The 23,256-nt window shown below is 64.9% G+C and carries 21 protein-coding genes; 14 read left to right on the forward strand and 7 right to left on the reverse strand.

Features of this window, described 5'->3' with window-relative positions:
* Positions 1-4 precede the first annotated feature (4 nt).
* The 3 genes from LDO54_RS05810 to LDO54_RS05820 all read left to right on the forward strand — a co-directional run bounded on the left by LDO54_RS05810 (position 5) and on the right by LDO54_RS05820 (position 3,290).
* On the forward strand, positions 5-1,111 hold the full coding sequence (locus tag LDO54_RS05810) for an ABC transporter permease (RefSeq protein ID WP_224007849.1): 1,107 nt from the start codon (positions 5-7) through the stop codon (positions 1,109-1,111).
* Between the two features lie 81 nt (positions 1,112-1,192).
* Entirely contained in the window at positions 1,193-2,122 is a 930-nt protein-coding gene (locus LDO54_RS05815) for an ABC transporter permease (RefSeq protein ID WP_224007852.1), read from the forward strand.
* Positions 2,123-2,204: 82 nt separating this feature from the next.
* Positions 2,205-3,290, forward strand: coding sequence for a BMP family ABC transporter substrate-binding protein (locus LDO54_RS05820; RefSeq protein WP_224007855.1), 1,086 nt, complete (start codon positions 2,205-2,207; stop codon positions 3,288-3,290).
* Positions 3,291-3,441: 151 nt separating this feature from the next.
* Here LDO54_RS05820 and LDO54_RS05825 read toward each other — a convergent pair whose 3' ends face one another.
* A complete protein-coding gene (locus LDO54_RS05825) occupies positions 3,442-3,660 on the reverse strand; it encodes a dodecin (RefSeq protein WP_224007858.1) in 219 nt (72 codons plus the stop codon).
* A gap of 236 nt (positions 3,661-3,896) precedes the next feature.
* Between LDO54_RS05825 and LDO54_RS05830 the strand changes: the two genes are divergently transcribed.
* The 3 genes from LDO54_RS05830 to LDO54_RS05840 all read left to right on the forward strand — a co-directional run bounded on the left by LDO54_RS05830 (position 3,897) and on the right by LDO54_RS05840 (position 7,219).
* The gene (locus tag LDO54_RS05830; protein ID WP_224007861.1) at positions 3,897-4,811 is read left to right on the forward strand and encodes an NAD(P)-dependent oxidoreductase; all 915 of its coding nucleotides are present in this window, start codon (positions 3,897-3,899) and stop codon (positions 4,809-4,811) included.
* 226 nt (positions 4,812-5,037) lie between these two features.
* Entirely contained in the window at positions 5,038-6,630 is a 1,593-nt protein-coding gene (locus LDO54_RS05835) for an ABC-F family ATPase (RefSeq protein ID WP_224007864.1), read from the forward strand.
* An 88-nt stretch (positions 6,631-6,718) separates the two neighbouring features.
* Entirely contained in the window at positions 6,719-7,219 is a 501-nt protein-coding gene (locus tag LDO54_RS05840; protein WP_224007866.1) for a hypothetical protein, read from the forward strand.
* 123 nt (positions 7,220-7,342) lie between these two features.
* On the opposite strand, the gene LDO54_RS05845 is transcribed toward LDO54_RS05840, so the two are convergent.
* The gene (locus tag LDO54_RS05845; protein WP_224007869.1) at positions 7,343-8,083 is read right to left on the reverse strand and encodes a hypothetical protein; all 741 of its coding nucleotides are present in this window, start codon (positions 8,081-8,083) and stop codon (positions 7,343-7,345) included.
* A gap of 191 nt (positions 8,084-8,274) precedes the next feature.
* Here LDO54_RS05845 and LDO54_RS05850 point away from each other — a divergent pair, with 191 nt between their 5' ends.
* Entirely contained in the window at positions 8,275-9,708 is a 1,434-nt protein-coding gene (locus tag LDO54_RS05850; RefSeq protein ID WP_224007872.1) for an aldehyde dehydrogenase family protein, read from the forward strand.
* A 181-nt stretch (positions 9,709-9,889) separates the two neighbouring features.
* Complete coding sequence (locus tag LDO54_RS05855; protein ID WP_224007875.1) at positions 9,890-11,080, forward strand: NAD(P)H-dependent flavin oxidoreductase; 1,191 nt, start codon at positions 9,890-9,892, stop codon at positions 11,078-11,080.
* Positions 11,081-11,230: 150 nt separating this feature from the next.
* On the opposite strand, the gene LDO54_RS05860 is transcribed toward LDO54_RS05855, so the two are convergent.
* Positions 11,231-11,434, reverse strand: a complete 204-nt coding sequence (locus LDO54_RS05860; RefSeq protein WP_224007879.1) for a DUF1289 domain-containing protein — start codon at positions 11,432-11,434, stop codon at positions 11,231-11,233.
* 159 nt (positions 11,435-11,593) lie between these two features.
* Positions 11,594-12,832, reverse strand: a complete 1,239-nt coding sequence (locus LDO54_RS05865) for a phospholipase A (RefSeq protein WP_224007882.1) — start codon at positions 12,830-12,832, stop codon at positions 11,594-11,596.
* A gap of 638 nt (positions 12,833-13,470) precedes the next feature.
* Between LDO54_RS05865 and LDO54_RS05870 the strand changes: the two genes are divergently transcribed.
* The 4 genes from LDO54_RS05870 to LDO54_RS05885 all read left to right on the forward strand — a co-directional run bounded on the left by LDO54_RS05870 (position 13,471) and on the right by LDO54_RS05885 (position 17,600).
* Positions 13,471-14,571, forward strand: a complete 1,101-nt coding sequence (locus tag LDO54_RS05870; RefSeq protein ID WP_224007885.1) for a polyamine ABC transporter substrate-binding protein — start codon at positions 13,471-13,473, stop codon at positions 14,569-14,571.
* 112 nt (positions 14,572-14,683) lie between these two features.
* A complete protein-coding gene (locus tag LDO54_RS05875) occupies positions 14,684-15,853 on the forward strand; it encodes an ABC transporter ATP-binding protein (protein WP_224007894.1) in 1,170 nt (389 codons plus the stop codon).
* The gene (locus tag LDO54_RS05880) at positions 15,850-16,785 is read left to right on the forward strand and encodes an ABC transporter permease subunit (protein ID WP_065059397.1); all 936 of its coding nucleotides are present in this window, start codon (positions 15,850-15,852) and stop codon (positions 16,783-16,785) included. The genes LDO54_RS05875 and LDO54_RS05880 overlap by 4 nt, the downstream gene beginning before the upstream one ends.
* Positions 16,782-17,600: an ABC transporter permease subunit gene (locus tag LDO54_RS05885; RefSeq protein ID WP_224007897.1), complete on the forward strand. Its 819-nt coding sequence runs from the start codon at positions 16,782-16,784 to the stop codon at positions 17,598-17,600. The genes LDO54_RS05880 and LDO54_RS05885 overlap by 4 nt, the downstream gene beginning before the upstream one ends.
* A gap of 130 nt (positions 17,601-17,730) precedes the next feature.
* Here LDO54_RS05885 and LDO54_RS05890 read toward each other — a convergent pair whose 3' ends face one another.
* Positions 17,731-19,149 (reverse strand): methyl-accepting chemotaxis protein, encoded by a 1,419-nt coding sequence (locus LDO54_RS05890; protein ID WP_436975514.1) that lies wholly within the window; start codon positions 19,147-19,149, stop codon positions 17,731-17,733.
* 227 nt (positions 19,150-19,376) lie between these two features.
* Between LDO54_RS05890 and LDO54_RS05895 the strand changes: the two genes are divergently transcribed.
* Together LDO54_RS05895 and LDO54_RS05900 are read left to right on the forward strand one after the other, a co-directional pair.
* Complete coding sequence (locus LDO54_RS05895) at positions 19,377-19,514, forward strand: hypothetical protein (protein WP_224007900.1); 138 nt, start codon at positions 19,377-19,379, stop codon at positions 19,512-19,514.
* Positions 19,515-19,577: 63 nt separating this feature from the next.
* Positions 19,578-20,348, forward strand: a complete 771-nt coding sequence (locus tag LDO54_RS05900; RefSeq protein ID WP_224007903.1) for a class I SAM-dependent methyltransferase — start codon at positions 19,578-19,580, stop codon at positions 20,346-20,348.
* Between the two features lie 34 nt (positions 20,349-20,382).
* On the opposite strand, the gene LDO54_RS05905 is transcribed toward LDO54_RS05900, so the two are convergent.
* Both LDO54_RS05905 and LDO54_RS05910 read right to left on the reverse strand, forming a co-directional pair.
* Entirely contained in the window at positions 20,383-21,873 is a 1,491-nt protein-coding gene (locus tag LDO54_RS05905) for a flavin-containing monooxygenase (protein ID WP_224007906.1), read from the reverse strand.
* Between the two features lie 122 nt (positions 21,874-21,995).
* A complete protein-coding gene (locus LDO54_RS05910; protein WP_224007909.1) occupies positions 21,996-23,201 on the reverse strand; it encodes a tetratricopeptide repeat protein in 1,206 nt (401 codons plus the stop codon).
* Between the last annotated feature and the right edge of the window lie 55 nt (positions 23,202-23,256).

A 23,256-nucleotide genomic window follows, 5' to 3' on the forward strand; every position in this document is an offset into this window, starting at 1 on the left:
CGCCATGATTTTTCCCTACCGACTCGAAGCCCGCACGACGCCGTCCCGCACGGTGCGCATCGCCGTGCCGCTGATTGCGGCGCTCCTCACGCTCGCGATTGGCTTTCTGATCTTCGGCCTCGTCGGGCGCGATCCCGTGCAGGCCATGCACGCGTTCTTCATCGAACCGCTATCGAGCATCAACGGATGGAGCGAGCTGCTGCTCAAGGCCTCGCCGCTGTGCCTGATCGCGCTGGGTCTTGCGGCGGGCTATCGCGCCAACGTCTGGAACATCGGCGCGGAAGGGCAGATGGTGCTCGGCGGCATCGCGGCCAGCGGCGTGGCGATCTATTTCGATCAGGCGAGCGGCGGGTGGATCCTGTTCCTGATGATGCTCGCGGGCGTGCTCGGCGGCATGGCCTGGGCGGCGATTCCCGCGTGGCTCAAGAGCCGCTTCAACACGAACGAAATCCTCACGAGCCTGATGCTCACCTACGTGGCGACGCAATTGCTGATCTGGCTCGTGAGCGGCCCGTGGCGCGATCCGAACGGCATGAATTTTCCGCTCTCCGAAATGTTCAGCGGCGACGCGCTCTATCCGACCTTCGGCGGCGACTGGCGCATTCACTGGCTGCGCGGCACGCGTCTGAACGCGTCGATCTTCCTGACGCTCGCGGCCATTCCGCTCGTCTGGCTGTTCATGCGCCGCAGCTTCGCGGGCTACCGCATGAGCGTGGGCGGACTCGCGCCGCTCGCCGCGCGCTACGCCGGTTTCTCCGAGAAAAAGACCATCTGGACTTCGCTGCTGCTCTCGGGCGGCCTCGCCGGGCTTGCGGGCATGGGTGAGATCGCCGGTCCGATCGGCCAGTTGCAGGCGACGTGGTCGCCGGGCTACGGCTTCACGGCGATCATCGTCGTGTTCGTGGGGCGGCTGCATCCGATCGGCATCGTGCTCGCCAGTCTGCTGATGGCGCTGCTCTATCTCGGCGGCGAAGCGGTGCAGACCTCGCTGCAACTGCCGCAGGCGCTCTCGGGCGTGTTCCAGGGCCTGCTGCTGTTCTGCCTGCTCGGCGCGGATCTGTTCGTGAACTACCGCATCCGCCGCCGCCATACCGTTGCGACGGCGGGCTGAAGCCCTCAGCGTCAGACAACGCGTATTCGAAACACAGCGAAACACAACGAAACACAACGCATCCGAAACAGGCCACACGACATGGATATCCAGCAAGCCAGTTCGCTCGCATCGAGCGCCGTCACCGCCGCCATTCCGCTGATGTTCGCGGGCGTGGGCGAACTCGTCACGGAGAAGTCGGGCGTGCTTAACCTCGGCGTCGAAGGCATGATGCTGATGGGCGCCGTTACCGGCTACGCGGTCACCACGATCAGCGGCAATCCTTGGCTCGGGCTCGTGGCGGGCATGGCCGCGGGCGTGGCGATGTCGCTGCTGTTCGGCTTTCTCGTGCTCACGATGCAGGCCAATCAGGTCGCCACGGGACTCTCGCTGACGATCTTCGGCGTCGGGCTCTCGGCTTATGTCGGCAAGCCCTACACCTCGGCCGCGACCTCGGCGACGATTTCCGCGTGGCCGATTCCGGGGCTCTCGCATCTGCCCGTGGTGGGGCCGGCGTTCTTCAATCTCACGCCCGTCGATTACCTCGCGTTCGCCATGTTCGCGGTGGTCGGCTGGTTCCTCTACCGCACGCGCGCCGGGCTCGTGCTGCGCTCGGTCGGCGAGTCGCCGCAGGTCGCGCACTCGGTGGGTTTTCCGGTGATCGGCGTGCGCTATGGCGCGACGGCGTTCGGCGGCGCGATGGCGGGGCTCGCGGGCTCGTACTACTCGGTCGTGCAATTGCATCTGTGGCAGGAGCAGATCACGGCGGGGCGCGGCTGGATCGCGCTGGCGCTGGTGGTGTTCGCGACGTGGCGGCCGGGGCGTCTGCTGATCGGCGCGCTGCTGTTCGGCGCGGTCACGGGCGCGCAGTTCTACGCGCAAGCGGTGGGCGTGCCGGTGCCGACACAGTTCCTCGCGATGCTGCCGTATGTGGCGACCATCGTCGTGCTGGTGCTCATCTCGCGCAATCCGAACACGATTCGCCTGAACGCGCCGGCCTCGCTCGGCAAGTCGTTCTTCGGCGCGGCTTAAATGGTTCGATAAAGATTCGATAAAGACTCGATAACAACGGAAGCGCTCGCAGTTTCTCAATCCAAGACCGGAGATCCACACAATGAAAAAAACCCTCCTGACCGCTTTTGCCGTCGCCGCTACGTGCGGCACGGCGGCGCTCGTCCCGGCCGCGCAGGCCGCCGATGCGCCGGGCGTCGCGTTCGTCTATCTCGGCAATCCGGGCGATGCCGGCTGGACCTTCGCGCACGATCAGGGCTCGAAGGCCGCCGAGCAGAAGTTCGGCAACAAGATCAAGATCACGCGCGTGGAGAACGTGCCGGAATCGGCCGACTCGGAGCGCGTGTTCCGCGATCTCGCGAGCAAGGGCAACAAGATCATCTTCGGTTCGAGCTTCGGTTATCAGGACTTCGAACTGAAAGTGGCGAAGGACTTCCCGGACACCGTGTTCCTGCACGCGACCGGCTACAAGAAGGCGCCGAACTTCGGCACCTATGACGTGCGCATGTATCAGGGCGCGTATCTCGCGGGCGTCGCGGCCGGTTACGCGACGAAGACGAACACGCTCGGCTTCGTCGCCTCGGTGCCGATTCCCGAAGTCGTGCGCAACATCAACGCGTACACGCTGGGCGCGCGCTCGGTGAATCCGAAGGTCCACACCAAGGTTATCTGGATCAATAGCTGGTTCGATCCGGGCAAGGAAAAGCAGGCCGCCGAAACGCTGATCGGGCAGGGCGCCGACGTGCTGCTGCAAAACACCGATTCGAGCGCCACGCTCGCCACCGCCGAGGAAAAACACGTGCACGCGTTCGGCTGGGATTCGAACATGAAGAAGTTCGGCCCGCACGCGCATCTGGGTTCGGTCGAGGCGAACTGGGGCGTGTATTACGTCGCCGCGATCCAGCAGGTGCTCGACGGCAAGTGGAAGAACGATCCGGTCTGGTGGGGCATTCCGCAAAAGGCCGTCGATCTCGGCGACGTGAACACGGCCGATCTGTCCGCCGATGCGCAGAAGGCCGTCGCCGCGAAGCGCGAGGCGATCGCCAGCGGCAAGTGGGACGTGTTCACCGGCCCGATCAAGGATCAGACGGGCGCGGTCAAGGTCGCGGCGGGCAAGACGCTCACCGACCCGGAACTGCAACGCCTGAACTGGTACGTCGAGGGCGTGGACGGCTCGTTGCCGAAGTGAGCTTGTCCGCGTAGGCGCGAGCGAGGCAAACGCGCCGCGTGAGCGCGCGTTTCCTCAGACCATTCCGCACGCCGGACGTGAAACGGCAGCGCGAGGCCCGAGCGGCTTCGCGCTGCCGTTTTGTCTTGTGCCGACGCGAACGACCGCGCGGCTAGTTGTCGACGTCGTCGATGCGCATGCCCACCTTGATCGTCACTTGCCAGTGCGAAATCTGGTCGTTCTCGATCAGGCCGCGCGTCTCCACGACTTCGAACCAGTGCAGATGCCGCAGCGTCTTCGATGCGCGCGTGATCGCGCAGCGGATGGCTTCGTCGCTCGATACCTTGGACGATCCGGTGAGTTCGATCTGCTTATAGACATGGTCGCTCATGACAGTGTCTCCGATGGGCACGGTTTTTCGGGGATGCGCCAATCGAGTATAGGTAACGGATCGCACGCAAACACGAGCCGGAACGCACGCGGAAACCGATGCGGGATTGCGGGCGGATGCGGGCAGGCCGCCGGTTATGATGGCGCCTCGCCCATATCAGCGTGCAGGGCGCATGCCCGGAGCCGGGCAAGGCGCCGCGCAACACGACGAGCCACATCGAGCCGGAGACAAAGAACATGCAAGAGCAGGACAACATCGCGCAGCCCACAACCGAACTCGGATTTTGCGGTCCCGGGCTGATGGGCGCGCCGATGATCCGCCATCTGCTGCGCGCGGGGCACACGGTGAGCGTGTGGAATCGCACGCCCGCGAAGGCCGAGGCGCTCGTCGCCGATGGCGCGCACGTGGCCGCCACGCCGCGCGAACTCGCGCGCCGGACGGAAGTGGTGCTGCTGTGCGTCGCGGACGGCGCGGCGGTCGAGCAGACCGTGTTCGGCGCCGAAGGTCTGCTGGGCGCGCCCGACGACGCGCGCCGCGTGCGTCTGATCGTCGATCATTCGAGCATTCCGCCGGGTCTCACGCGCGAGCTGGCCGAACGCGCGGCGGCGCTGGGCGTCGGCTGGGTCGACGCGCCGGTGTCGGGCGGCGTGGGCGGCGCGCAGGCCGGCACGCTCGCAGTGATGGCGGGCGGCGCGGCGCAGGACGTGGCGCAGATCGAGCCGGTGCTGGCCGCCTACGCGGCGCGCGTCACGCACATGGGCGGGCCGGGCGCGGGGCAGACCACGAAGCTCTGCAACCAGGCGATCGTGACCGCCACGGTCGCGGCGATCGCCGAAGCGGTGGGCCTCGCGCAACGCAGCGGCATCGACGCGACCAAGCTGCCCGAAGCGCTCGCGGGCGGCTGGGCCGACTCCACGCTGCTGCGCACCTTCGTGCCGCGTATGACGCAGGACGGCCTCGCGCCGATCGGTGCGCTGAAAACGTTTCAGAAGGACGTCGATACGGTCGCCGACGCCGCGCGTCAGACCGGCACGCCGATGCCGGTCTCGGGCACGGTGCAGCAATTGCTGCGTCTGGCGGAAGCGATGGGCCTGGCGCAGGCCGACTTCTCCGGTTTCGTCGATATTTTGCAGACGCCGCGTCAGGGCTGAAATCGGGGCCGAAAAGTGAGGCTGAACGAGGTTCGTTCGAGGTTGGATGACGGTGGAGTTCACGCCGGACCGCGCCCGTTCGGCGGCCCGCAGCATCAATCTGCCACGAATTTCCAGTAATTTCCCCGCAGCGCGCGCAGGCCGCGGAACCGCTGGCAGCCGCGCGCGAACTGGCATAACCTGCTAAAATTACAGGTTTTTCGTCGATCTACTTTCGGGACGCGCTGTGCTCTCTACCGCCAACATCACCATGCAATTCGGGCCGAAGCCCTTGTTCGAGAACATCTCGGTCAAATTCGGCGAAGGCAACCGCTATGGCCTGATCGGCGCGAACGGTTGCGGCAAGTCCACGTTCATGAAGATCCTCGGTGCCGACCTCGAGCAAAGCTCGGGCAACGTCATCCTCGAGCCGAACGTGCGTCTGGGCAAGCTGCGCCAGGACCAGTTCGCGTACGAAGACGTGCGCGTGCTCGACGTCGTCATGATGGGCCACACCGAAATGTGGGGCGCGATGACCGAGCGCGACGCGATCTACGCGAACCCCGAAGCAACCGACGACGACTACATGAAGGCCGCCGACCTCGAGACCAAGTTCGCCGAGTACGACGGCTACACGGCCGAAGCGCGCGCGGGCGAACTGCTGCTGGGCATCGGCATCGACACGGAATTCCATCAGGGCCCGATGAGCGCCGTGGCGCCGGGCTGGAAGCTGCGCGTGCTGCTCGCGCAGGCGCTGTTCTCGAAGCCGGACGTGCTGCTGCTCGACGAACCGACCAACAACCTCGACATCAATTCGATCCGCTGGCTGGAAGATGTTCTGAACGAGTACAACTCGACCATGATCATCATTTCCCACGATCGACACTTCCTGAACCAGGTCTGCACGCACATGGCGGACATGGATTACGGCACGCTGAAGGTCTATCCGGGCAACTACGACGACTACATGCTGGCGTCGGCGCAGGCGCGCGAGCGTCAGGCCAACGCGAACGCGAAGGCGAAGGAACGCGTGGCCGACCTGCAGGACTTCGTGCGCCGCTTCTCGGCGAACAAGTCGAAGGCGCGTCAGGCCACCAGCCGTCTGAAGATGATCGACAAGATCAAGATCGAGGAATTCAAGCCCTCGTCGCGTCAGAACCCGTTCATCCGCTTCGAGTTCGAGAAGAAGCTGCACAACATCGTCGTGGTCGCGGAAGAGATCACGAAGACCTACGAACGCCGCATCTTCAACAAGTTCAACATCAGCGTGCAGCCGGGCGAGCGCATCGCGATCATCGGCGAAAACGGCGCGGGCAAGACCACGCTGCTGCGCTCGCTGCTGGGCAATGTGGCCGTCGATAACGGTTCGGTGAAGTGGGCCGAAAACGCGAATATCGGCTACATGCCGCAGGACACATACGAAGAATTCCCGGCCGACGTCACGCTGATGGACTGGATCGACCAGTACCGCCAGGAAGGCGACGACGAGCAGTCGGTGCGCGGCACGCTGGGCCGTCTGCTGTTCAACGCCGACGACATCAAGAAGTCGGTCAAGGTGCTGTCGGGTGGCGAGAAGGGCCGCATGATCTGGGGCAAGCTGATGCTGGGCCGCCACAACGTGCTGCTGATGGACGAGCCGACCAACCACATGGACATGGAATCGATCGAGTCGCTGCAGATCGCGCTCGAAAAGTTCGAAGGCACGCTGATCTTCGTGTCGCACGACCGTGAATTCGTGAACGGCCTGGCGAATCGCATCATCGAGGTGAAAACCAACGGCACGATCAACGATTACAGCGGCAACTACGAGGACTTCCTGGCGAGCCAGGGCTTGCATTGAGCCTCGGCTGCTGATGGCGGCATGAAATGAAAGCGGGCGGCGCGTGATGCGTCGCCCGTTTTGTTTTGGGCGCTAAAAGGAGGGTGTAATGGAGTGGAACTTCCCGGCTGAAGGATTTTTTGATCTTAATGCCCGAGATATTTTCAAGCTCGCGTGCGAACAGTATGAGGCGTTTTACAGCGAGCAGACGCCGATTAACGCTTTCTTGGTTTCGGTAACGTTGTTTCACCTGCTCGATTGGCTGGTCAAAAACGGAACGAAAGAAGGCGTGAGGAAAGGTATCACGGAGAAAGCTGAGGCTGAGCGAACTGCTGAAGAAGTGCTTCTGCTGAAGATTTACGATCTTGAGGAGTTTCGAGCCGTTATCAGTGCGGCGAACAATGCGAAGCATCACAGCTTAGATGGCAAAACAAGACCGGCCTACGCAAAAAAGATCGTAAAGGGTTTTTTCGTTGGTGTATCTCGCGTTGGTGATTCGCTTGGTTGCGAATACTTGATTCTGAATGTGGATGGAAAGCAAATTTGGTTGCGTGATGCCTTCGGTAAAGTGCTCGCCGCATATCGTGCGTTCTTCGAGGCAGAAAAGTAAGAGCGGATATCGGTGCCGTGAAAATTGTTTTACGGCGGAAATTTCTTGCTTTTCGCGGGCAGTGTGAAAACGGGCAACGCGTGATGCGTAGCCCGTTTGTCTTTGAGCACGTAAAAGTGCGGCTTAATTTGAATGCCGCAGATCGTCGGGAATGCGATACGTGCCGTCGCGATAGTTGAGTGTGAAGTTGCGAGGCTTGGCGGACATGCTCTTTTCCGAACAGGTTTGGCCGTTGAACTGAAGCTCGCGTTCGACGTATTTTTCGTTCACGCGCAAGGCGGCATAGCTTTGCGGGCCCACGGGGCCGAGTGCGATCGAGCGGGTCGTTTCCACCGTACTCACGCACGGGCCGTCGCGCTCCCCAGTCCAGGTGATCGCCTCCATCCGGTCCAGCACCGTATGCAGGTGCGGCCCCACGATCATGAACAGGCTGAGCGTCTCAAACCCTGACATGTCCGCTGGCATGCCGCCCGACGACTTCACTCTCACACCGAAGGCGCGCTGCGCAGACGTGAGCTGATATCGCGCCGTATCGATTTCGACGCCGTCCAGACCATGGTCCGCCTCGTAGCGGATCGCCGCTGGCTGAAACTGATGCGCCACGATCGCCCCCGTTGCGGTATCGGCGACCAGCACTTCGAGATCCACGCTGCCGCCGCCGTCCTTGTCCTCCGCATTGCCGAACGGCAGCGCCGCAATCGTCAGCGCCGCGTTCGCGGGCCAAACCTTGCACGTTGCCATCTTCGAATCGAATGTGCGGGCTGGATGCAACTGCCGCGCCCACGCCTGGACATGGTCCTCGCAGCCCGCATGCGCGAGCAGCGGAGCAAGGCTTCCGGCAAGACTGAGCAGGGTGCGTTTCATCGATTGGCGGGAAAAGTCGAGGTGAGCAGCAGTATAAGGGCGCGATAGCAGCCCCGAATCCGCCTCATACTTTACGTAATCGTCAACCACGCTAGAATGCGACGTTGCCGCTGCGTGGGCCTCGACGTCCACGCCGCTCAAGCGAGTGAACACCGCAGACACCCACAATCACGGAGACAGGAGCACACCGCATGAACAACTACGCCCAGCTCTACATCAACGGCCAATGGGTCGCACCGCACGGCAAAGGCATGATCGACGTATTCGACTCGGGTACCGAAGCCGTGATGGGCCGCATTCCCGAAGGCGTCGAAGCCGATGCCGAAGCCGCCATCGCTGCCGCGCGCGCCGCCTTCGACGGCTGGTCCGCGACGCCCGCCGCCGAGCGCGGCGCGTATCTGCAAAAAATCGCCGACAACCTCAAGGCTCGCACTGACGAACTCGCGCAGCTGATCGCCGGCGAAGTCGGCATGCCGCTCAAGCTCGCGCGCGCGATCCAGGTGGGTGGCCCGGTCTACAACTGGGGCGCCTACGCGAAGCTCGCGAGCGAATTCCCGTACGAGGAGCGCGTCGGCAATTCGCTGGTCGTGCGCGAGCCCGTCGGTGTGGTCGCGGCGATCACGCCGTGGAACTATCCGCTCAACCAGATCACGCTCAAGGTTGCCGCCGCGCTCGCGGCGGGCTGCACGGTCGTGCTCAAGCCGTCCGAAATCGCGCCGCTCAACGCGTTCGTGCTCGCCGAGGCGATTCACGCAGCGGGCTTGCCTGCGGGCGTGTTCAATCTCGTGACGGGTTACGGCCCGGTCGTCGGCGAATTGCTCGCGCGCCATCCGCAGGTCGATATGGTGTCGTTCACGGGTTCGACGCGCGCAGGCAAGCGCGTCTCGGAAGTCGCGTCGGCGACCGTCAAGCGCGTGGCGCTCGAACTCGGCGGCAAGTCGGCCTCGGTCCTGCTCGACGACGCCGATTTCGCGGCGGCCGTCAAAGGCACGGTCGGCGCGTGCTTCCTGAACTCGGGGCAAACCTGCTCGGCGCACACGCGCATGATCGTGCCGGAGTCGCGCTACGAAGAAGCGCGCTCGCTCGCGAAAGAGGCCGTCGAAGCCTACACGGTCGGCGATCCGCGCGACGAGACGGCGAAGCTCGGGCCGCTCGCCTCGAAGGTGCAGCAGGAGCGCGTGCAGCACTACATCGAGCGCGGCATCGCCGATGGCGCCGAACTCGTGACCGGCGGCGCGGGCCTGCCGGAAGGCGTGACGAAGGGCTTCTTCGTGAAGCCGACCGTGTTCGGCCGCGTGCCGCGCGACGCCGCCATCGCGCAGGAGGAAATCTTCGGCCCGGTGCTGACGATCCTCACCGCGAAGGACGAGGACGATGCCGTCGCGATCGCCAACGACTCGCTCTACGGCCTCGGCGGCGCGGTCTGGGCGGGCAGCGACGAGCGCGCGATGCGCGTGGCGCGACGTATCCGCACAGGCCAGATCGACATCAACGGCGGCGCGTGGAACATGGCCGCGCCGTTCGGCGGCTACAAGCAGTCGGGCCACGGGCGCGAGAACGGCGTCTACGGTCTGGAGGAGTACCTGGAATACAAGTCGATGCAGTTCAAGGTGCCGAAAGCCTGATCGAGCGGTGGCTAGCGGCACTTTCGCGCCTTGCAAATGTTTCGGCGTGACGTTTTGATTTGAGTCAGTGATGCGGGGTTCTTTACGGAACCTCGCATTTTTCATTGATTAATCACAATGTGATCTGTGGGCGGCGCGCGACCATTGTCGTTTTGTCATCGACAACGCAAAGCGGGTCACCATGTTTCCTACTCATTCGTTCTCGCCGCTCGTCATCCGCGGGCGTCAACTGCTGCCGGTCGTGCAAGGCGGCATGGGCGTCGGCATTTCGGCGCACCGGCTCGCGGGCAGCGTCGCGCGCGAAGGCGCTATCGGCACCATCGCGAGCATCGACCTGCGCCATCATCACGCCGACCTCACCGAGCTGTGCCGCGAAGACCATTCGCACGAGACGCTCGCGCGCGCAAACCTGATCGCGCTCGGCCGTGAGATCGCGGCCGCGCGGCAACTGGCCGGCGGCAAGGGCATGATCGCGGTGAACGTCATGAAGGCCGTCAGCGCCCACGCCGACTACGTGCGCATCGCCTGCGAGCAGGGCGCCGACGCCATCGTCATGGGCGCGGGCCTGCCGCTCGATCTGCCCGATATGACCGCGGGCGTCGACATCGCGCTCGTGCCCATTCTGTCGGACGCGCGCGGCGTCGCGCTGGTGCTCAAGAAGTGGGCGAAGAAGGGGCGCCTGCCCGACGCCATCGTGCTCGAACACCCGGCGCACGCGGGCGGCCATCTCGGCGTAACCGACATCGCCGACATGAACAACGAGCGCTTTGCGTTCGCGCGCATCTTCGCCGATCTCGACGCGGTCTACGCTTCGCTGGGCATCACGCGCCGCGACGTGCCGCTGATCGTCGCGGGCGGCATCAACAGTCACGACGCCGTGCGCAAGTGGCTGGAGGCGGGCGCGAACGGCGTGCAGGTCGGCACGCCGTTCGCGGTGACCGAGGAGGGCGACGCGCATCCGAACTTCAAGCGCGTGCTGGCCGACGCCACGCCCGAGGACATCGTCGAATTCGTGAGTGTGACGGGCCTGCCCGCGCGCGCCGTGAAAACGCCGTGGCTCGATCGTTACCTGCGCAACGAATCGCGCATCCGCGCGAAAATCGGCTCGATCAAGCTGGCTTGCCCGACCGGGCTCGACTGCCTGTCGATGTGCGGCTTGCGTGACGGTATCGAAAAATTCGGCCACTTCTGTATCGATACGCGTCTCGCGGCGGCTCTGCGCGGCGACGTCGCGAACGGTCTGTTCTTCCGTGGTCGCGAGTCGCTGCCGTTCGGCAACGCGATCCGCAGCGTGCGCGATCTGCTGGAATTGCTGCTGACCGGGGCGGCGCGACCGGCTGTCGCACCGCGTGCGGCTTTCGCGCTGAGCTGAATTTAGGGAAGCGTGGCTTGGCGGTTTGCCGCTGGGCGCGCCCTATATCGCGCCGCTCGTGATGGGCGGCGCGCGTCGGCATGACGTTGCGGCGCTACGCGCGCCGCGTTTTGAACGCCGGCTGATCCGGCGTTTTTGATGCGCGTGCCGTCAGGCGTTCTTCTTCTGGAAGCGCATGGCGGTGCCTTCGCGCTCGATGCGCGTCCAGATGGCGCGCTTTTCCTCGTCGCTGAGGAACACCCAGTTGGAGACTTCCATCGCGGTGCGGCCGCAGCCTTTGCAGATTTCGTCGAAGAGCGTCGAGCACACGCCGATGCACGGGCTGTCGGGGAGGTCGTGAAGATTGGAAGCCATGGAAATATCTTGGGGCGGGATGACCGACGCGCGGCGGCGCCGGTGCGGACCAGAAACCCCGCTATGTTAACCGATCCGGCCAGGTGAGGCCGATCGCCACGGTCGCCACAGTCGCGCCGCTCGCCCGGCGGCCCCGATCACCGGGCGCAAGGCGCCCGCTCAGCGCGCGATGCTGTAACCGATGCGCGCGACCCAATGCTGGCGCTGGTTGTAGTCGAGCAGATCCTCGCCGTAACCGTTGAAATAGCCGATCCACAGATAGCCGCCCCATTTGCTGCCGAGCAGGCGCGCGAGCGGATAGGTGAGCTGGGCGTCGACGCTGCCGTACCAGTGCTTCGTGCCCTTGCGCAGCGTGGTGGCGAGCTGCCAGCCGTCCGGGCTGCCGTATTTGATCAGCAGGTCCACGTAGCCGCGGTAATCGGCGATGTCCTCGTTGTCCGATTTGCTGAGGTAGTAGTACACCTTCGGCGAAACCGTCACGTGGTAGTCGTCCACGTTGCCGAACTCCCAGGTCGGGCGCACGAACACGATGTTGATGGCGCGCGAGTCCGCGCCCGCCTGGCCGTTCGATTCGTGACCGAGGCCCACCGCGATGCCCATGCGCGCAAACCAGTCGCTTTTCCAGCCCGTATCGGGGATGTAATAGAACAGTTGCGGCATGTAGCTCGTGTCGCGGAACGGCGCGGAGGTCGCGCTCAGATCCCAGATCGAATTCTGCGTGTAAGCAAAATAAAGGTTGTCGAAGAAACCTTTCGAGCGCAGGTCGTCCGGCATGATGATCCGGTACTTGAAGCTCAGCTGGAAACGCGCGGTCGTGTCGCCGTTCTTGCCGATGCCGACGTACATCGGCTCGTAGTAGGACAGGCGCGCGAGCGTGCTGCGGCCCGTGGTGGCGAGCGAGTCGGCGGCGGGCGCGATGGCGCTGTCGGCGCCCGCGGCTTCGATGGCGGCGACCTGTGCGGGCGAGGTCGCGGCGCTTTCCGCGCGTGCCGCCTGCGCCACGGCTTGCTGGTTCGGGCCGCGATTGAGCACGACGAGCGAGGGCGAAGCGTCGAAGCCCACGGGATCGATGCGCACCGCGCCACGCGCGCTGTCGGGCCACGGCGCGCTGAAGCGGACCTTGCGGAACTGGCCGGGCTTCAGCGTGAGCTGGTCGGGCACGCCGGGCTCGCGCACGAGATCGAGCGGTGCGGGCGCGACGTCGCCGTTCGTGAGCGTCACGCGCAGCGTCGCGGGCAGCGTGACGGTGAGGGGCTGGGTGTCGTCGGCGGTGACGAGCAGGGTGAGTTCGAGCGGCTCGGAGGCGGCGGCTTCGCGCGGCGGTTGCAGCATGGCGATGGTCGCGTGCGCGGCCGGCGCGGCGGCCAGGCAGGTGGCGGCTACCGCCAGGACTCGCATCAATACCCGCCCCAGCGTCGGCGTCAGAATCGATGCGCGATGAGTCGCGCCGCGACGGTGTGTCCCGGGCCACACGGGCAAGACCCGGACCGCGCACGCGCATGCTCGCGAAGGCAGCGAAGGTAATACAAGCAACGAAACGAACGACAGAAGTCGGCGAGGGCGAAGCGCGGGAGGTTCCAGGCTCATGCGTCGGATCGTCGGTGGCGGTGGTGGTCGGAAGGCGCGCGGGACGGCGCAGGGCGCTTGAAGCCCGCGCATCGCCCGCGAACCGCGAGCCCGGTCTGCTCAGGGTTTTTACCACGCAGCCCCGCCCGGCGCGCCGGACCTGCGCGACCATGGCGCAGCTTGGGCTGCACGCGACGCGCCGCTGGCGTCGCGCGAATGTCGCACGGTCCGGTTTTTTCGGTAGACAGGGGCGCATAAACGGCTAAAATTGCGCCCGATTTACCATCGGCGGCGCGGGCCAAAAGCTTGTTCCGTTTGCGCGACAGGCGGTCGTTCTTTTTTGGCGCCTGGCATGTTTGATGGTAGGTTCGGTAAATTCTGGGGAGCCGCGCGAGGCGCGGTGACATGCGAGGCAAAAACGCAAAGGGCGGGCGCGAGTCGCGCCGTGACTGAGTGAATCGGAGAACGGGATGAAGAAACGGGTTTGGGCGCATCTGGGTGCGATCGCGTTGTGCGCGGCGCCGTGGGTGTCGTCGGTGGCGAAAGATACGCAACTGAACGTGTACAACTGGTCCGATTACATCGCCAAGGACACGATTCCGAACTTCCAGAAGCAAACCGGCATTCAGGTCAAGTACGACAACTACGATAGCGACGACACGCTCCAGGCCAAGCTCCTCGCGGGCAACTCGGGCTACGACATCGTTGTGCCGACCAGCAACTACGCGGGCAAGCAGATCGCCGCCGGCATTTTCTCGCCGATCGACAAGTCGAAGATCCCCAACCTCAAGTATCTCGATCCGCAGCTGATGGAACTCGTCGCCGGCGCGGATCCGGGCAACAAGTTCGCGGTGCCCTGGGCGTACGGCACGACCGGTCTCGCCTATAACGTCACCAAGGCGCAGCAGATCCTCGGCAAGAACGTGCCGCTCGACAACTGGGACATCCTCTTCAAGCCCGAGAACATCTCGAAGCTGAAGGCCTGCGGCGTCTCGGTGCTCGACGCGCCGGACCAGATGTTCGCGGCCGCGCTGCACTACATCGGCAAGGATCCGCTCTCGACGAACCCGGACGACTATCGCGCCGCGCTGGCGATGATGAAGAAGATCCGTCCGTACATCACGCAGTTCAACTCGTCGGGCTATATCAACGACATGGTCGGCGGCGACATCTGCTTCGCCTACGGCTGGTCGGGCGACGTCGTGATCGCCAAGCATCGCGCGATCGAGGCGAAGAAGCCGTACAAGATCGAGTACTACATTCCGAAGGGCGGCGCGCCGATCTGGTTCGACGTGATGACCATCCCGAAGGACGCGCAGCACAAGGAAGCCGCTTACGAGTGGATCAACTACATCGAGACGCCGCAGGTGCACGCGGCGATCACGAACACCGTGTTCTACCCGAGCGCCAATGCGGAAGCGCGCAAGTACGTGAACAAGGACATCGCCAACGACCCGGCCGTCTATCCGCCGCCCGAGGTCCTGAAGACCCTGTTCCTGCTCAAGCCGCTGCCGCCTGAGATCCAGCGTCTGCAGACGCGCCTGTGGACCGAATTCAAGTCGGGCCGCTGACGCGCCGCCCAGCAGGCTGATCGTTTTACCCGAGCCCTCGGCACGACGCCGGGGGCTTTGTTCGTCAACCCCGTCCAGTAGTCAGGCAGAACCAGGCAGGGCAGAGAGAATCATGAGTGACCAGTCGAGCGCGCCGGCAACCGCCGGTGTGCTGCCTTCGGGCTTCGCCGCGGCCAATGGAGCCAATCCCGCCGCGGACAACTTCGTGCAGGTTGTCGATGTCGTCAAGAAGTTCGGCGACACCACGGCCGTCAAGGGCGTCAACCTGTCGGTCAAAAAGGGCGAGCTGTTCGCGCTGCTCGGCAGCTCGGGCTGCGGCAAGTCCACCTTGCTGCGCATGCTCGCGGGTCTGGAAACCGTCACGTCGGGCAAGATCCTGATCGACGGCGAAGACCTCGCCACGCTGCCGCCGTACCGCCGTCCGGTCAACATGATGTTCCAGTCGTATGCGCTTTTCCCGCATATGACGGTGGAATCGAATGTGGGCTTCGGGCTGCGCCAGGAAGGCGTCAAGAAGGGCGAGCTCAAGGATCGCGTGGACAACGTGCTCGAACTCGTGCAGATGACGCGCTTTGCCAAGCGCAAGCCGCATCAGCTGTCGGGCGGCCAGCAGCAGCGCGTCGCGCTCGCGCGCTCGCTCGTCAAGCGTCCCAAGCTGCTGCTGCTCGACGAGCCGATGTCGGCGCTCGACAAGCAGATTCGCCAGCGCACGCAGATCGAGCTCGTCAATATTCTCGACAAGGTCGGCGTCACCTGCATCATGGTCACGCACGACCAGGAAGAGGCGATGACGATGGCGGGCCGCCTCGCCGTGATGAGCGAAGGCGAGATCGTCCAGCTCGGCACGCCCAACGAGGTCTACGAGTTTCCGAACAGCCGCTTCTCGGCGGAGTTCATCGGTTCGACCAATCTGTTCGACGGCACCGTGGTCGAAGACGAGCCCGATCACGTCTACGTCCAGTCGGCGGATCTGCCCGTGCATCTCTACGTGAACCACGGCATCACCGGTCCGCTCGGCATGCCCGTGACGATCTCGGTGCGCCCGGAGCGCATCTCGCTCACGCGCAAGCCGCCCGAGGGCGTGTTCAACTGGGGCAAGGGCGTGGTGAAGAACATCGCGTACATGGGCGGCTACTCGCTCTATCACGTCAAGCTCGACTCGGGCAAGACGGTGATCGCGAACATGTCGAGCCTCGCGCTCTCCGAAATCGACTCGCCCACCTGGGAAGACGAAGTCTACGTGCGCTGGAGCGCCTCGGCCGGCGTGGTGCTGACCTCATGAGCGCGCCGACCTTCAAGGACGTCCTGCACTGGCCGGCGCGGCGCTTCAACCTGACGGGCCGCACCGCCGTCGTGGCGGGGCCGTTCTTCTGGCTGCTGCTGTTCTTCCTCGTGCCGTTCATCCTGGTGGTGAAGATCAGCTTCGCCGACCAGCAGCTCGGCATTCCGCCGTACACGGAACTCACCTCGTTCAGCGACGGCGTCTGGCACATCGCGCTCGACCTCTCGCACTACGCGTTTCTGTTCCAGGACAGCCTGTATTTCGCGACCTACGTGAATTCGGTGGTCGTGGCGGCGATCTCGACGCTGCTGTGTCTGCTGATCGGCTATCCGATGGCGTACTACATCGCGCGCTCGAATCCGGCCACGCGCAACATCCTCATGATGGCCGTGATGCTGCCGTTCTGGACGTCGTTCCTGATCCGCGTCTACGCGTGGATCGGCATCCTGAAGAACAACGGACTGCTGAACAATTTCCTGATGTCGGTCGGCATCATCCATTCGCCCATCGAGCTGTATCACACGAACACGGCGGTCTATATCGGCATGGTCTATTCGTACCTGCCGTTTCTCGTGATGCCGCTCTACGCGCACCTCGTGAAAATGGACCTTACGCTGCTCGAAGCCGCTTACGACCTCGGCGCGAAGCCGTGGCGCGCGTTCCTCGAAATCACGCTGCCGCTCTCGAAGAACGGCATCATCGCGGGCTGCCTGCTGGTGTTCATTCCGGCGGTCGGCGAGTACGTGATCCCGGAACTGCTCGGCGGCGCGAATACGCTGATGATCGGCCGCGTCATGTGGAACGAGTTCTTCGATAACGCCGACTGGCCGATGGCTTCCGCCGTCACCTGCGCGATGGTCCTGCTGCTGCTCGTGCCGATGGCGCTGTTCCAGCACTTCCAGGCGAAGGAACTGGAGGGCCGCGGCAAATGAAACCGAATCGCGTCCTGCAATTCATCGCGCTCGGCCTCGGCTTCGCGTTCCTCTATATTCCGATCGTCAGCCTGATCGTCTATTCGTTCAACGAGTCGCAACTCGTGACGGTGTGGACGCATTTCTCCACGCGCTGGTATCAGGCGCTCGCGACCGACGACGAACTCATCAACGCCGCGTGGCTCTCGCTGCGCATCGCACTGATGACGGCGTTCGCCTCGGTGATCATCGGCACATGGGCGGGTTTCGTGCTCGCGCGCATGGGCCGGTTCCGCGGCTTCACGCTCTACACGGGCATGATCAACGCGCCGCTCGTGATCCCCGAAGTGATTCAGGGCATCTCGCTGCTGCTGCTGTTCGTTGAAATGGGCAAGCTGCTCGGCTGGCCCGCGGGCCGCGGCGTGTTCACGATCTGGATCGGCCACGTGATGCTCTGCATCTCGTACGTGGCGATCATCGTGCAGTCGCGTGTGCGCGAGCTGAATCCGTCGCTGGAAGAGGCCGCGCTCGATCTGGGCGCCACGCCGTTCAAGGTGTTCTTCCAGATCACGCTGCCGCTCATTTCGCAGGCGCTCGCGGCGGGCTGGCTGCTGTCGTTCACGCTGTCGATCGACGACCTCGTGCTCTCGGCGTTCCTCTCGGGCCCCGGCTCGACGACGCTGCCGCTCGTGGTGTTCTCGCGCGTGCGACTCGGCCTGAATCCCGAAATGAACGCGCTCGCGACGCTGTTCATCGCGGTCGTGACGGTGGGCGTGATCATCGGCAATTACTTCATGCAGCGCGCCGAACGCCGGCGCACGGCGATGGCGGTCTGAGGCCTGGCGGCTTCGGCGGCGTCGCTGCATCGGACAAAACGGCGCGTGGACTTTGGTCCACGCGCCGTTTTTCTTTTCGGGCGCGAATTTAGCGCCGCGCGTTTAGCGCCGCGCGTTTAGAGCCGCGCGTTTAGAGCCGATACCCCATTCGAAAGCCGCCCCAATGCCGCCCGTTGACGAAGATCGGCGCCGACGCGTCCTTCATCATAGCGAACTGGCCGCCGCCCATGTCGCGCCGATACGTCTGCAGCAAGAACGGCTTGGTATGCGAGCCCGCCGCGATTCCCGTGCGGTCGTTGAAGATGCGCCGGTTGCGGCAGTTCGCGGCGTTCCACACCGGATCGGCGCCTTGCGGATGCGAGAACCTGCGGTTGTGCGTCGGAATGTAGCCGAGCGGATCGATGGCCGCGCAGAACGCCACGCGCTCGTCGAGCTGCAACAACGGCTCCAGAATCGGCGGCAGCACGCGGTCCGTGAAGGCGGTGAAACGCGTCATGTGCTGCAGCGGCTGCGTGTTCGGCACGGGCGCGTGGCGGCGGTCGAACAGATCGGCCTCGCTGATCTCGCCGCGCGCGACGGCCGCTTCGAACAGCTTGCCGACCTGCGCCGCCGCGCGCTGCACGGAGTCGATGAAACGCGTGTCCTCGGTTTCCACGCCGGTCGCGGCCGAGAGTTCGATCAGCGTTTCCGAGACTGACAGCAGCTTGCCGAGCTGATCCTTGGCCTGCGCGAAATTGCGGCTCGAATCCTCGACGCCGTTCGCCATTTCGCTGACCTGCGACTCCAGACCGTCGCATTTCGCCTCGATTTCGCCGGTCAGCTGGGCGATCTGCCCGGCGTGGGCGTCGAGCTGGGTGATCGCGTCGCCAGTGCTGTGCACGGCCTCGCCGATCGCGCGCGTGCCTTCGCGCACGCGATGCGCACGCTCGGTATTGGTCGCGCCCTCGACGATCAGGCGCTCGGTCTGCTGCGTGAGTTTCGCGAGCGTCTGCTCGATCTGGCCCGTGGCCTGCGCGGTCTTGGCGGACAGGTTCTTCACCTCGGCGGCGACCACCGCGAAGCTCTTGCCGGTCTCGCCCGCGCGTGCGGCCTCGATGGCGGCGTTCAGCGCGAGCAGTTGGGTCTGGCGCGCGATCAGCGAAATTTCCTCGGAGACCCGCGAGACGTGTTCGAGCGCCGCCTTGAGCGCGCCGATCTGGCTCTCGATGACGGTCACGCCTTCGACCAGCCCGTGAATGTCGCCGAGCGACGCCTCGATGGTCTGCTGCGAGGCCTGCACGGTGGCGGCGGTGCCCGCGCTGACTTCGCGCATGGCGCGCGCGGCGGCGGCGATCTGGTGGTTCCCGGCGAGCGTGTGCGCGGCCGACTCGCGCAGCGCGTGGCAGACGCCGGCCTGATGCTCGACGCGGGCGGCCACGGCCTCGACGTTGCCGGACACGTCGCAGATTTCAATGCCGAGCCGGCCCGCGTGCGCGGCGATATCGCCGACGATCGAAGCCGATTTGCCGGCGCGGCGGCGGCCGCGCCAGGTCATGCGCAAAACTGTCATCGGAGGTCTCCTTGCTCTACGTATTCGCTGCGGCGATGCGTGTCGCGCCCGGTCGTCGCGCGCTGCATGCAGAATGCGCGCGCGATCGCCGGGATTTCAACTTGTTTACGGCAGCGCGGGCGCCGACTTGAGGGGGCGTCCGGGGTCGCTTTCGCGTGCCGACACCCCAGGGCGCTATGATCGGGGCTTGCGGATCGCGATGGGCGCGCTCCGCGGTGGGAAGATTGATGATCGAAGCGATATTTGGGGACGGCGCGTCCATAGTGTCCGGCGCGTTCTGGCAGCAATTGATTCAGTTCTGGGAGCTGATCGTGATGGTGTGCCGTTTTCTCTGGGACCTGCTCAAGCTGTTAAGCGGGGCCTGAAGAGGCGGCGCGCCGCGCGAGACACGGCACACCCGAGCACATAACACACGACGAGGGGCGACCATGACCGACGATTCCACCCGGCGTTTCACCGACCGGGTCGCGGACTACGTGAAGTACCGGCCGGGCTATCCGCGCGAAGTGGCGACGTTCGCGCACGTCGAATGCGGCGTCGCGCCCGGCGCGACCGTGGCCGACATCGGCGCGGGCACGGGTTTGTCGTCGAAACTCTTTCTCGACGCGGGCCATCCGGTCGTGTCAGTCGAGCCGAACGCGGCGATGCGCGCGGCCGCCGACGCGTTTCTCGCGCCGTATGCGCGCTATCGCAGCGTGGCGGGCACGGCGGAAGCCAGCACGCTCGACGACGCGAGCGTCGATCTCGCGATTACCGCGCAGGCGTTCCACTGGTTCGACAAGGCGGCTGCCCGGCGCGAATTCGCGCGCATTCTGAAACCGCGCGGCAAGATCCTGCTGTTCTGGAACAGCCGTTTGCTCAAGGGCTCGGCGTTTCTCGAAGGCTACGAGGCTTTGCTGCGCGAGTTCAGCGCCGATTACGCGAACGTGGCGGAAAGCTATCCGTCCGACGACGCCATGGCCGACTGGTTCGGCGACGGCTTCGAGCAGAAGACTGTGTTTCCGAACGCGCAGCGGCTCGATTTCGACGGCCTGCAAGGGCGGCTGATGTCGTCGTCGTATGCGCCGAAGGCGGACGACGCGCGTCACGGACCGATGCTCGCGGCGCTACGCACGCTGTTCGACGCCACACAGCAGGACGGGAGCGTGAACTTCGCGTACGAAACGCGCGTTTATGCGGGCAAGCCGGTGCGCGCGTGATACCGATCGTTCGGCATCCGAACGGTTTGTATCGTCAACGCCCGAATTCGTAGTCGCTTTCGCGCACGCGGCGCGTCTGGTGACGAAACGCGAACGTGAAGCCCGGCCACAGCGACGTGACCTTGCCGCTTCGCGTCTGATAGTAGCTGTGGCAGCCCGAGGTCCAGACCGTGTGCGCGAGCTGCGCCTGTAGCTTCGCGTTGAACGCGCGCTGCACGTCGGCGCGCACGCTCATCGTGCGCGCGCGGCGGCGCTGCAACGTGCGGATGCAATCGGCGATATAGCGGATCTGCGACTCGATCATATAGATCATCGAGTTGTGGCCGAGGGCCGTGTTCGGTCCGATCACGATGAAGAAGTTCGGAAAGCCCGCCACGCTCGCGCCCAGGTACGCCTCGGGGCCGTCGCGCCGCCAGGCTTCGCCGAGGTCTGCGCCGTTGAGGCCGGTCACGCGAAACGGCGCATCCACGTCGTTGACCTGAAAACCCGTGCCGCAGACGATCGCATCGACCGCGTGATGCACGCCATCCTCTGTCACGACGCCATCGGCGACCACCTCGCGGATCGACTCCGTCACGAGCGCCACGTTCGGCTGCGTAAGCGCGGGCAGGTAGTCGCTCGACAGCAGCACGCGCTTGCAGCCGAGCATGTAATCGGGCGCGAGCTTCGCGCGCAGCGCCGTGTCCTTGACCTTGTGCGCGAGATAGCTGCGCGCGAATTTCATCGGCGCATTCAGCAAGCGCAGATCGACGATAAAGCCGAGCGCGCGCGATTCGAGCTGACAATAAATGGCCGCGCGTGCGAGACGCTGCGCGAGCGGCACGTGGCGATAGATCCAGCGTTTGCGCGCGCTGATCGCGCGGTCGCGGCGCGGCATGATCCACGGCGGCGTGCGCTGGAACACCGTGAGCTGCGCGACGCGCGGCTGGATGCGCGGCACGAACTGGATCGCGCTCGCGCCCGTGCCGATCACGGCCACGCGCTTGCCGTCGAGCGCGTAGTCGTGATCCCAGCGCGCCGAATGAAACAGCTTGCCTTCGAAGCGGTCGAGCCCGTCGATGGCGGGCAGGGCGGGACGCGAGAGCGGCCCGTTGGCGGCGATCAGCAGATCGGCTTCCACGGTGTCGGTGGCGCCGTCGCGCTCGATGTCGATCAGCCAGACGGCGCGCGACGCATCGAAGCGCGCGGCACTCACGCGCGAGCGATAGACAACGAAGCGCTCGACATCGTATTTGCGCGCGCAGCGTTCGAGATAGTCGAGAATCTCGCGTTGCGGCGCGTAGGTGCGCGTCCAGTCGGGATTCGGCTCAAACGAAAATGAGTAGAGGTGCGAAGGAACATCGCAGGCGGCGCCCGGATAGGCGTTATCGCGCCAGGTGCCGCCGAGGCTCGCGGCGGCTTCGTAGATCGTGAACGACTCGATGCCCATGCGCCGCAGACGGATCGCCATGCCGATACCGGCAAAGCCGCTGCCGACGATGACGATGCGCGGTGCGCTGGGGAAAGATCCCGCGTGTGTGGCCATGGTCGTGTGCTTCTTCAAAGCGGGAGTGGACGCCCGAAAATGAAATTCCGCAGCGATGCAAAACGGGCTCCGCAAGGGAGCCCGTATTCAACACCGGCGGTGAATGCGCGACGGCTGGGCGCCTAGCTGTTCCAGTCGTCGGAGCCGCCGCTGTCGTTGCTGCCCATGTCGACGCCGCCGCCCGAGCCGTCGTCCCAGTCGTTCGAGCCCTGACCGAAGTCGAGACCGCCACCGTTGCCGCCGTCGCGCGGCACGCGGCGGCCGTCGTCGTCGACGATCACATCGCGCTCGACCACGCGGTCGCGGCCGTGGCTGAGCGCCTCGCCGAGCAGCACGCCCGTGAGCAGCCCGCCCATGCCGCCCATTCCGCCGCCGCCTTGCTGCACGATGACTTGCGGTTGCTGCTGCGGCGGATATTGCGGCGGATATTGCGGCGGATATTGCGGATTGTGACCGAAGGCGGCGTCGGCTTCACGCGCATACGCCGAACCGCTGCCGCCATACGCGGGCGCTTGCGCCGCAGCCTGGGCGTTCGGATCGGCACGGCCTTCGGCGCGCGCCTTGAGGCTTTCGAACTGGCGTTCCAGATCTTCGATCTCGTAGGGCGCGACAGGATTCGTGCTGCCCGAGAGCCGTTCGACCACGCCGCGCAGCTGCGTCTCGAACGCTTCGAGATCCTTCTCCAGCACCTCGTGACCGGCGACCGTCGAGAGCCTCACGTCGAGCTTGAGCGAGCGCACGCCGTTGAGCAGGTCGGTGGCGCGCTTGAGCTGATCGCGGCGGTCGTCGCCGGCCTTGGCGTCGTCGTTCGATTTCGCGCGGCGCAGCGTCCAGCGCAGCACGAGCGCAATGCCGATCACCACGATCGCGATGCCGATCCACATGCCGATGCCGGGACCATGCTTGACCGGCGCGGCAGCGGCCATGGCGGCGGCGGGCGCGACGGACTGCGATTGCTGGGCGAACGGATTATTCGCGCGGTTGGTGGTGACGGCGCCCGCGCGCGAAGCGTCGGAGCGAATCTTCGCTTCGACCTGCGCAAAGCGCTGCGGCTGCGTGAAGCGAACCTGCGGGTCGAGCTGTTTAGCCTGCTGGACCTGCGTGAGCGCGTCGGCGTATCGGCCTTCGCGGTTGAGCACCTGCGCGTACAGATAGTGCGCGCGGGCATTGTCGGGATGTGCCTGCAGAACCTCGGTGAGACCCGCGTCGGCGCGTTGCCAGTCGCCTTGCGACATCGCGGATTCGATCTGCTGGACGCTCGGCACGGCGAACGCCAGGCCGCTCACGAGCGCAAGCGAAGCGAAAACAGCGACAAAAAACTTTTTCATGTTGCAGGCCGGGCGGCTTGTCGCCCGTCTCCATAACAGTGTTACGTGGATGCGG

The sequence above is a fragment of the Paraburkholderia tropica genome, assembly GCF_914484835.1.
Classification (GTDB): Bacteria; Pseudomonadota; Gammaproteobacteria; order Burkholderiales; family Burkholderiaceae; genus Paraburkholderia; species Paraburkholderia tropica_A.

Excerpts from the sequence above, each read along its gene's own strand:
- LDO54_RS05810 (WP_224007849.1), top strand. The coding sequence starts at position 5 with ATGATTTTTCCCTACCGACTCGAAGCCCGCACGACGCCGTCCCGCACG.
- LDO54_RS05815 (WP_224007852.1), top strand. The coding sequence starts at position 1,193 with ATGGATATCCAGCAAGCCAGTTCGCTCGCATCGAGCGCCGTCACCGCC.
- LDO54_RS05820 (WP_224007855.1), top strand. The coding sequence starts at position 2,205 with ATGAAAAAAACCCTCCTGACCGCTTTTGCCGTCGCCGCTACGTGCGGC.
- LDO54_RS05825 (WP_224007858.1), bottom strand. The coding sequence starts at position 3,660 with ATGAGCGACCATGTCTATAAGCAGATCGAACTCACCGGATCGTCCAAG.
- LDO54_RS05830 (WP_224007861.1), top strand. The coding sequence starts at position 3,897 with ATGCAAGAGCAGGACAACATCGCGCAGCCCACAACCGAACTCGGATTT.
- LDO54_RS05840 (WP_224007866.1), top strand. The coding sequence starts at position 6,719 with ATGGAGTGGAACTTCCCGGCTGAAGGATTTTTTGATCTTAATGCCCGA.
- LDO54_RS05845 (WP_224007869.1), bottom strand. The coding sequence starts at position 8,083 with ATGAAACGCACCCTGCTCAGTCTTGCCGGAAGCCTTGCTCCGCTGCTC.
- LDO54_RS05850 (WP_224007872.1), top strand. The coding sequence starts at position 8,275 with ATGAACAACTACGCCCAGCTCTACATCAACGGCCAATGGGTCGCACCG.
- LDO54_RS05855 (WP_224007875.1), top strand. The coding sequence starts at position 9,890 with ATGTTTCCTACTCATTCGTTCTCGCCGCTCGTCATCCGCGGGCGTCAA.
- LDO54_RS05860 (WP_224007879.1), bottom strand. The coding sequence starts at position 11,434 with ATGGCTTCCAATCTTCACGACCTCCCCGACAGCCCGTGCATCGGCGTG.
- LDO54_RS05865 (WP_224007882.1), bottom strand. The coding sequence starts at position 12,832 with ATGCGAGTCCTGGCGGTAGCCGCCACCTGCCTGGCCGCCGCGCCGGCC.
- LDO54_RS05870 (WP_224007885.1), top strand. The coding sequence starts at position 13,471 with ATGAAGAAACGGGTTTGGGCGCATCTGGGTGCGATCGCGTTGTGCGCG.
- LDO54_RS05875 (WP_224007894.1), top strand. The coding sequence starts at position 14,684 with ATGAGTGACCAGTCGAGCGCGCCGGCAACCGCCGGTGTGCTGCCTTCG.
- LDO54_RS05880 (WP_065059397.1), top strand. The coding sequence starts at position 15,850 with ATGAGCGCGCCGACCTTCAAGGACGTCCTGCACTGGCCGGCGCGGCGC.
- LDO54_RS05885 (WP_224007897.1), top strand. The coding sequence starts at position 16,782 with ATGAAACCGAATCGCGTCCTGCAATTCATCGCGCTCGGCCTCGGCTTC.
- LDO54_RS05890 (WP_436975514.1), bottom strand. The coding sequence starts at position 19,149 with ATGACAGTTTTGCGCATGACCTGGCGCGGCCGCCGCCGCGCCGGCAAA.
- LDO54_RS05895 (WP_224007900.1), top strand. The coding sequence starts at position 19,377 with ATGATCGAAGCGATATTTGGGGACGGCGCGTCCATAGTGTCCGGCGCG.
- LDO54_RS05900 (WP_224007903.1), top strand. The coding sequence starts at position 19,578 with ATGACCGACGATTCCACCCGGCGTTTCACCGACCGGGTCGCGGACTAC.
- LDO54_RS05905 (WP_224007906.1), bottom strand. The coding sequence starts at position 21,873 with ATGGCCACACACGCGGGATCTTTCCCCAGCGCACCGCGCATCGTCATC.
- LDO54_RS05910 (WP_224007909.1), bottom strand. The coding sequence starts at position 23,201 with ATGAAAAAGTTTTTTGTCGCTGTTTTCGCTTCGCTTGCGCTCGTGAGC.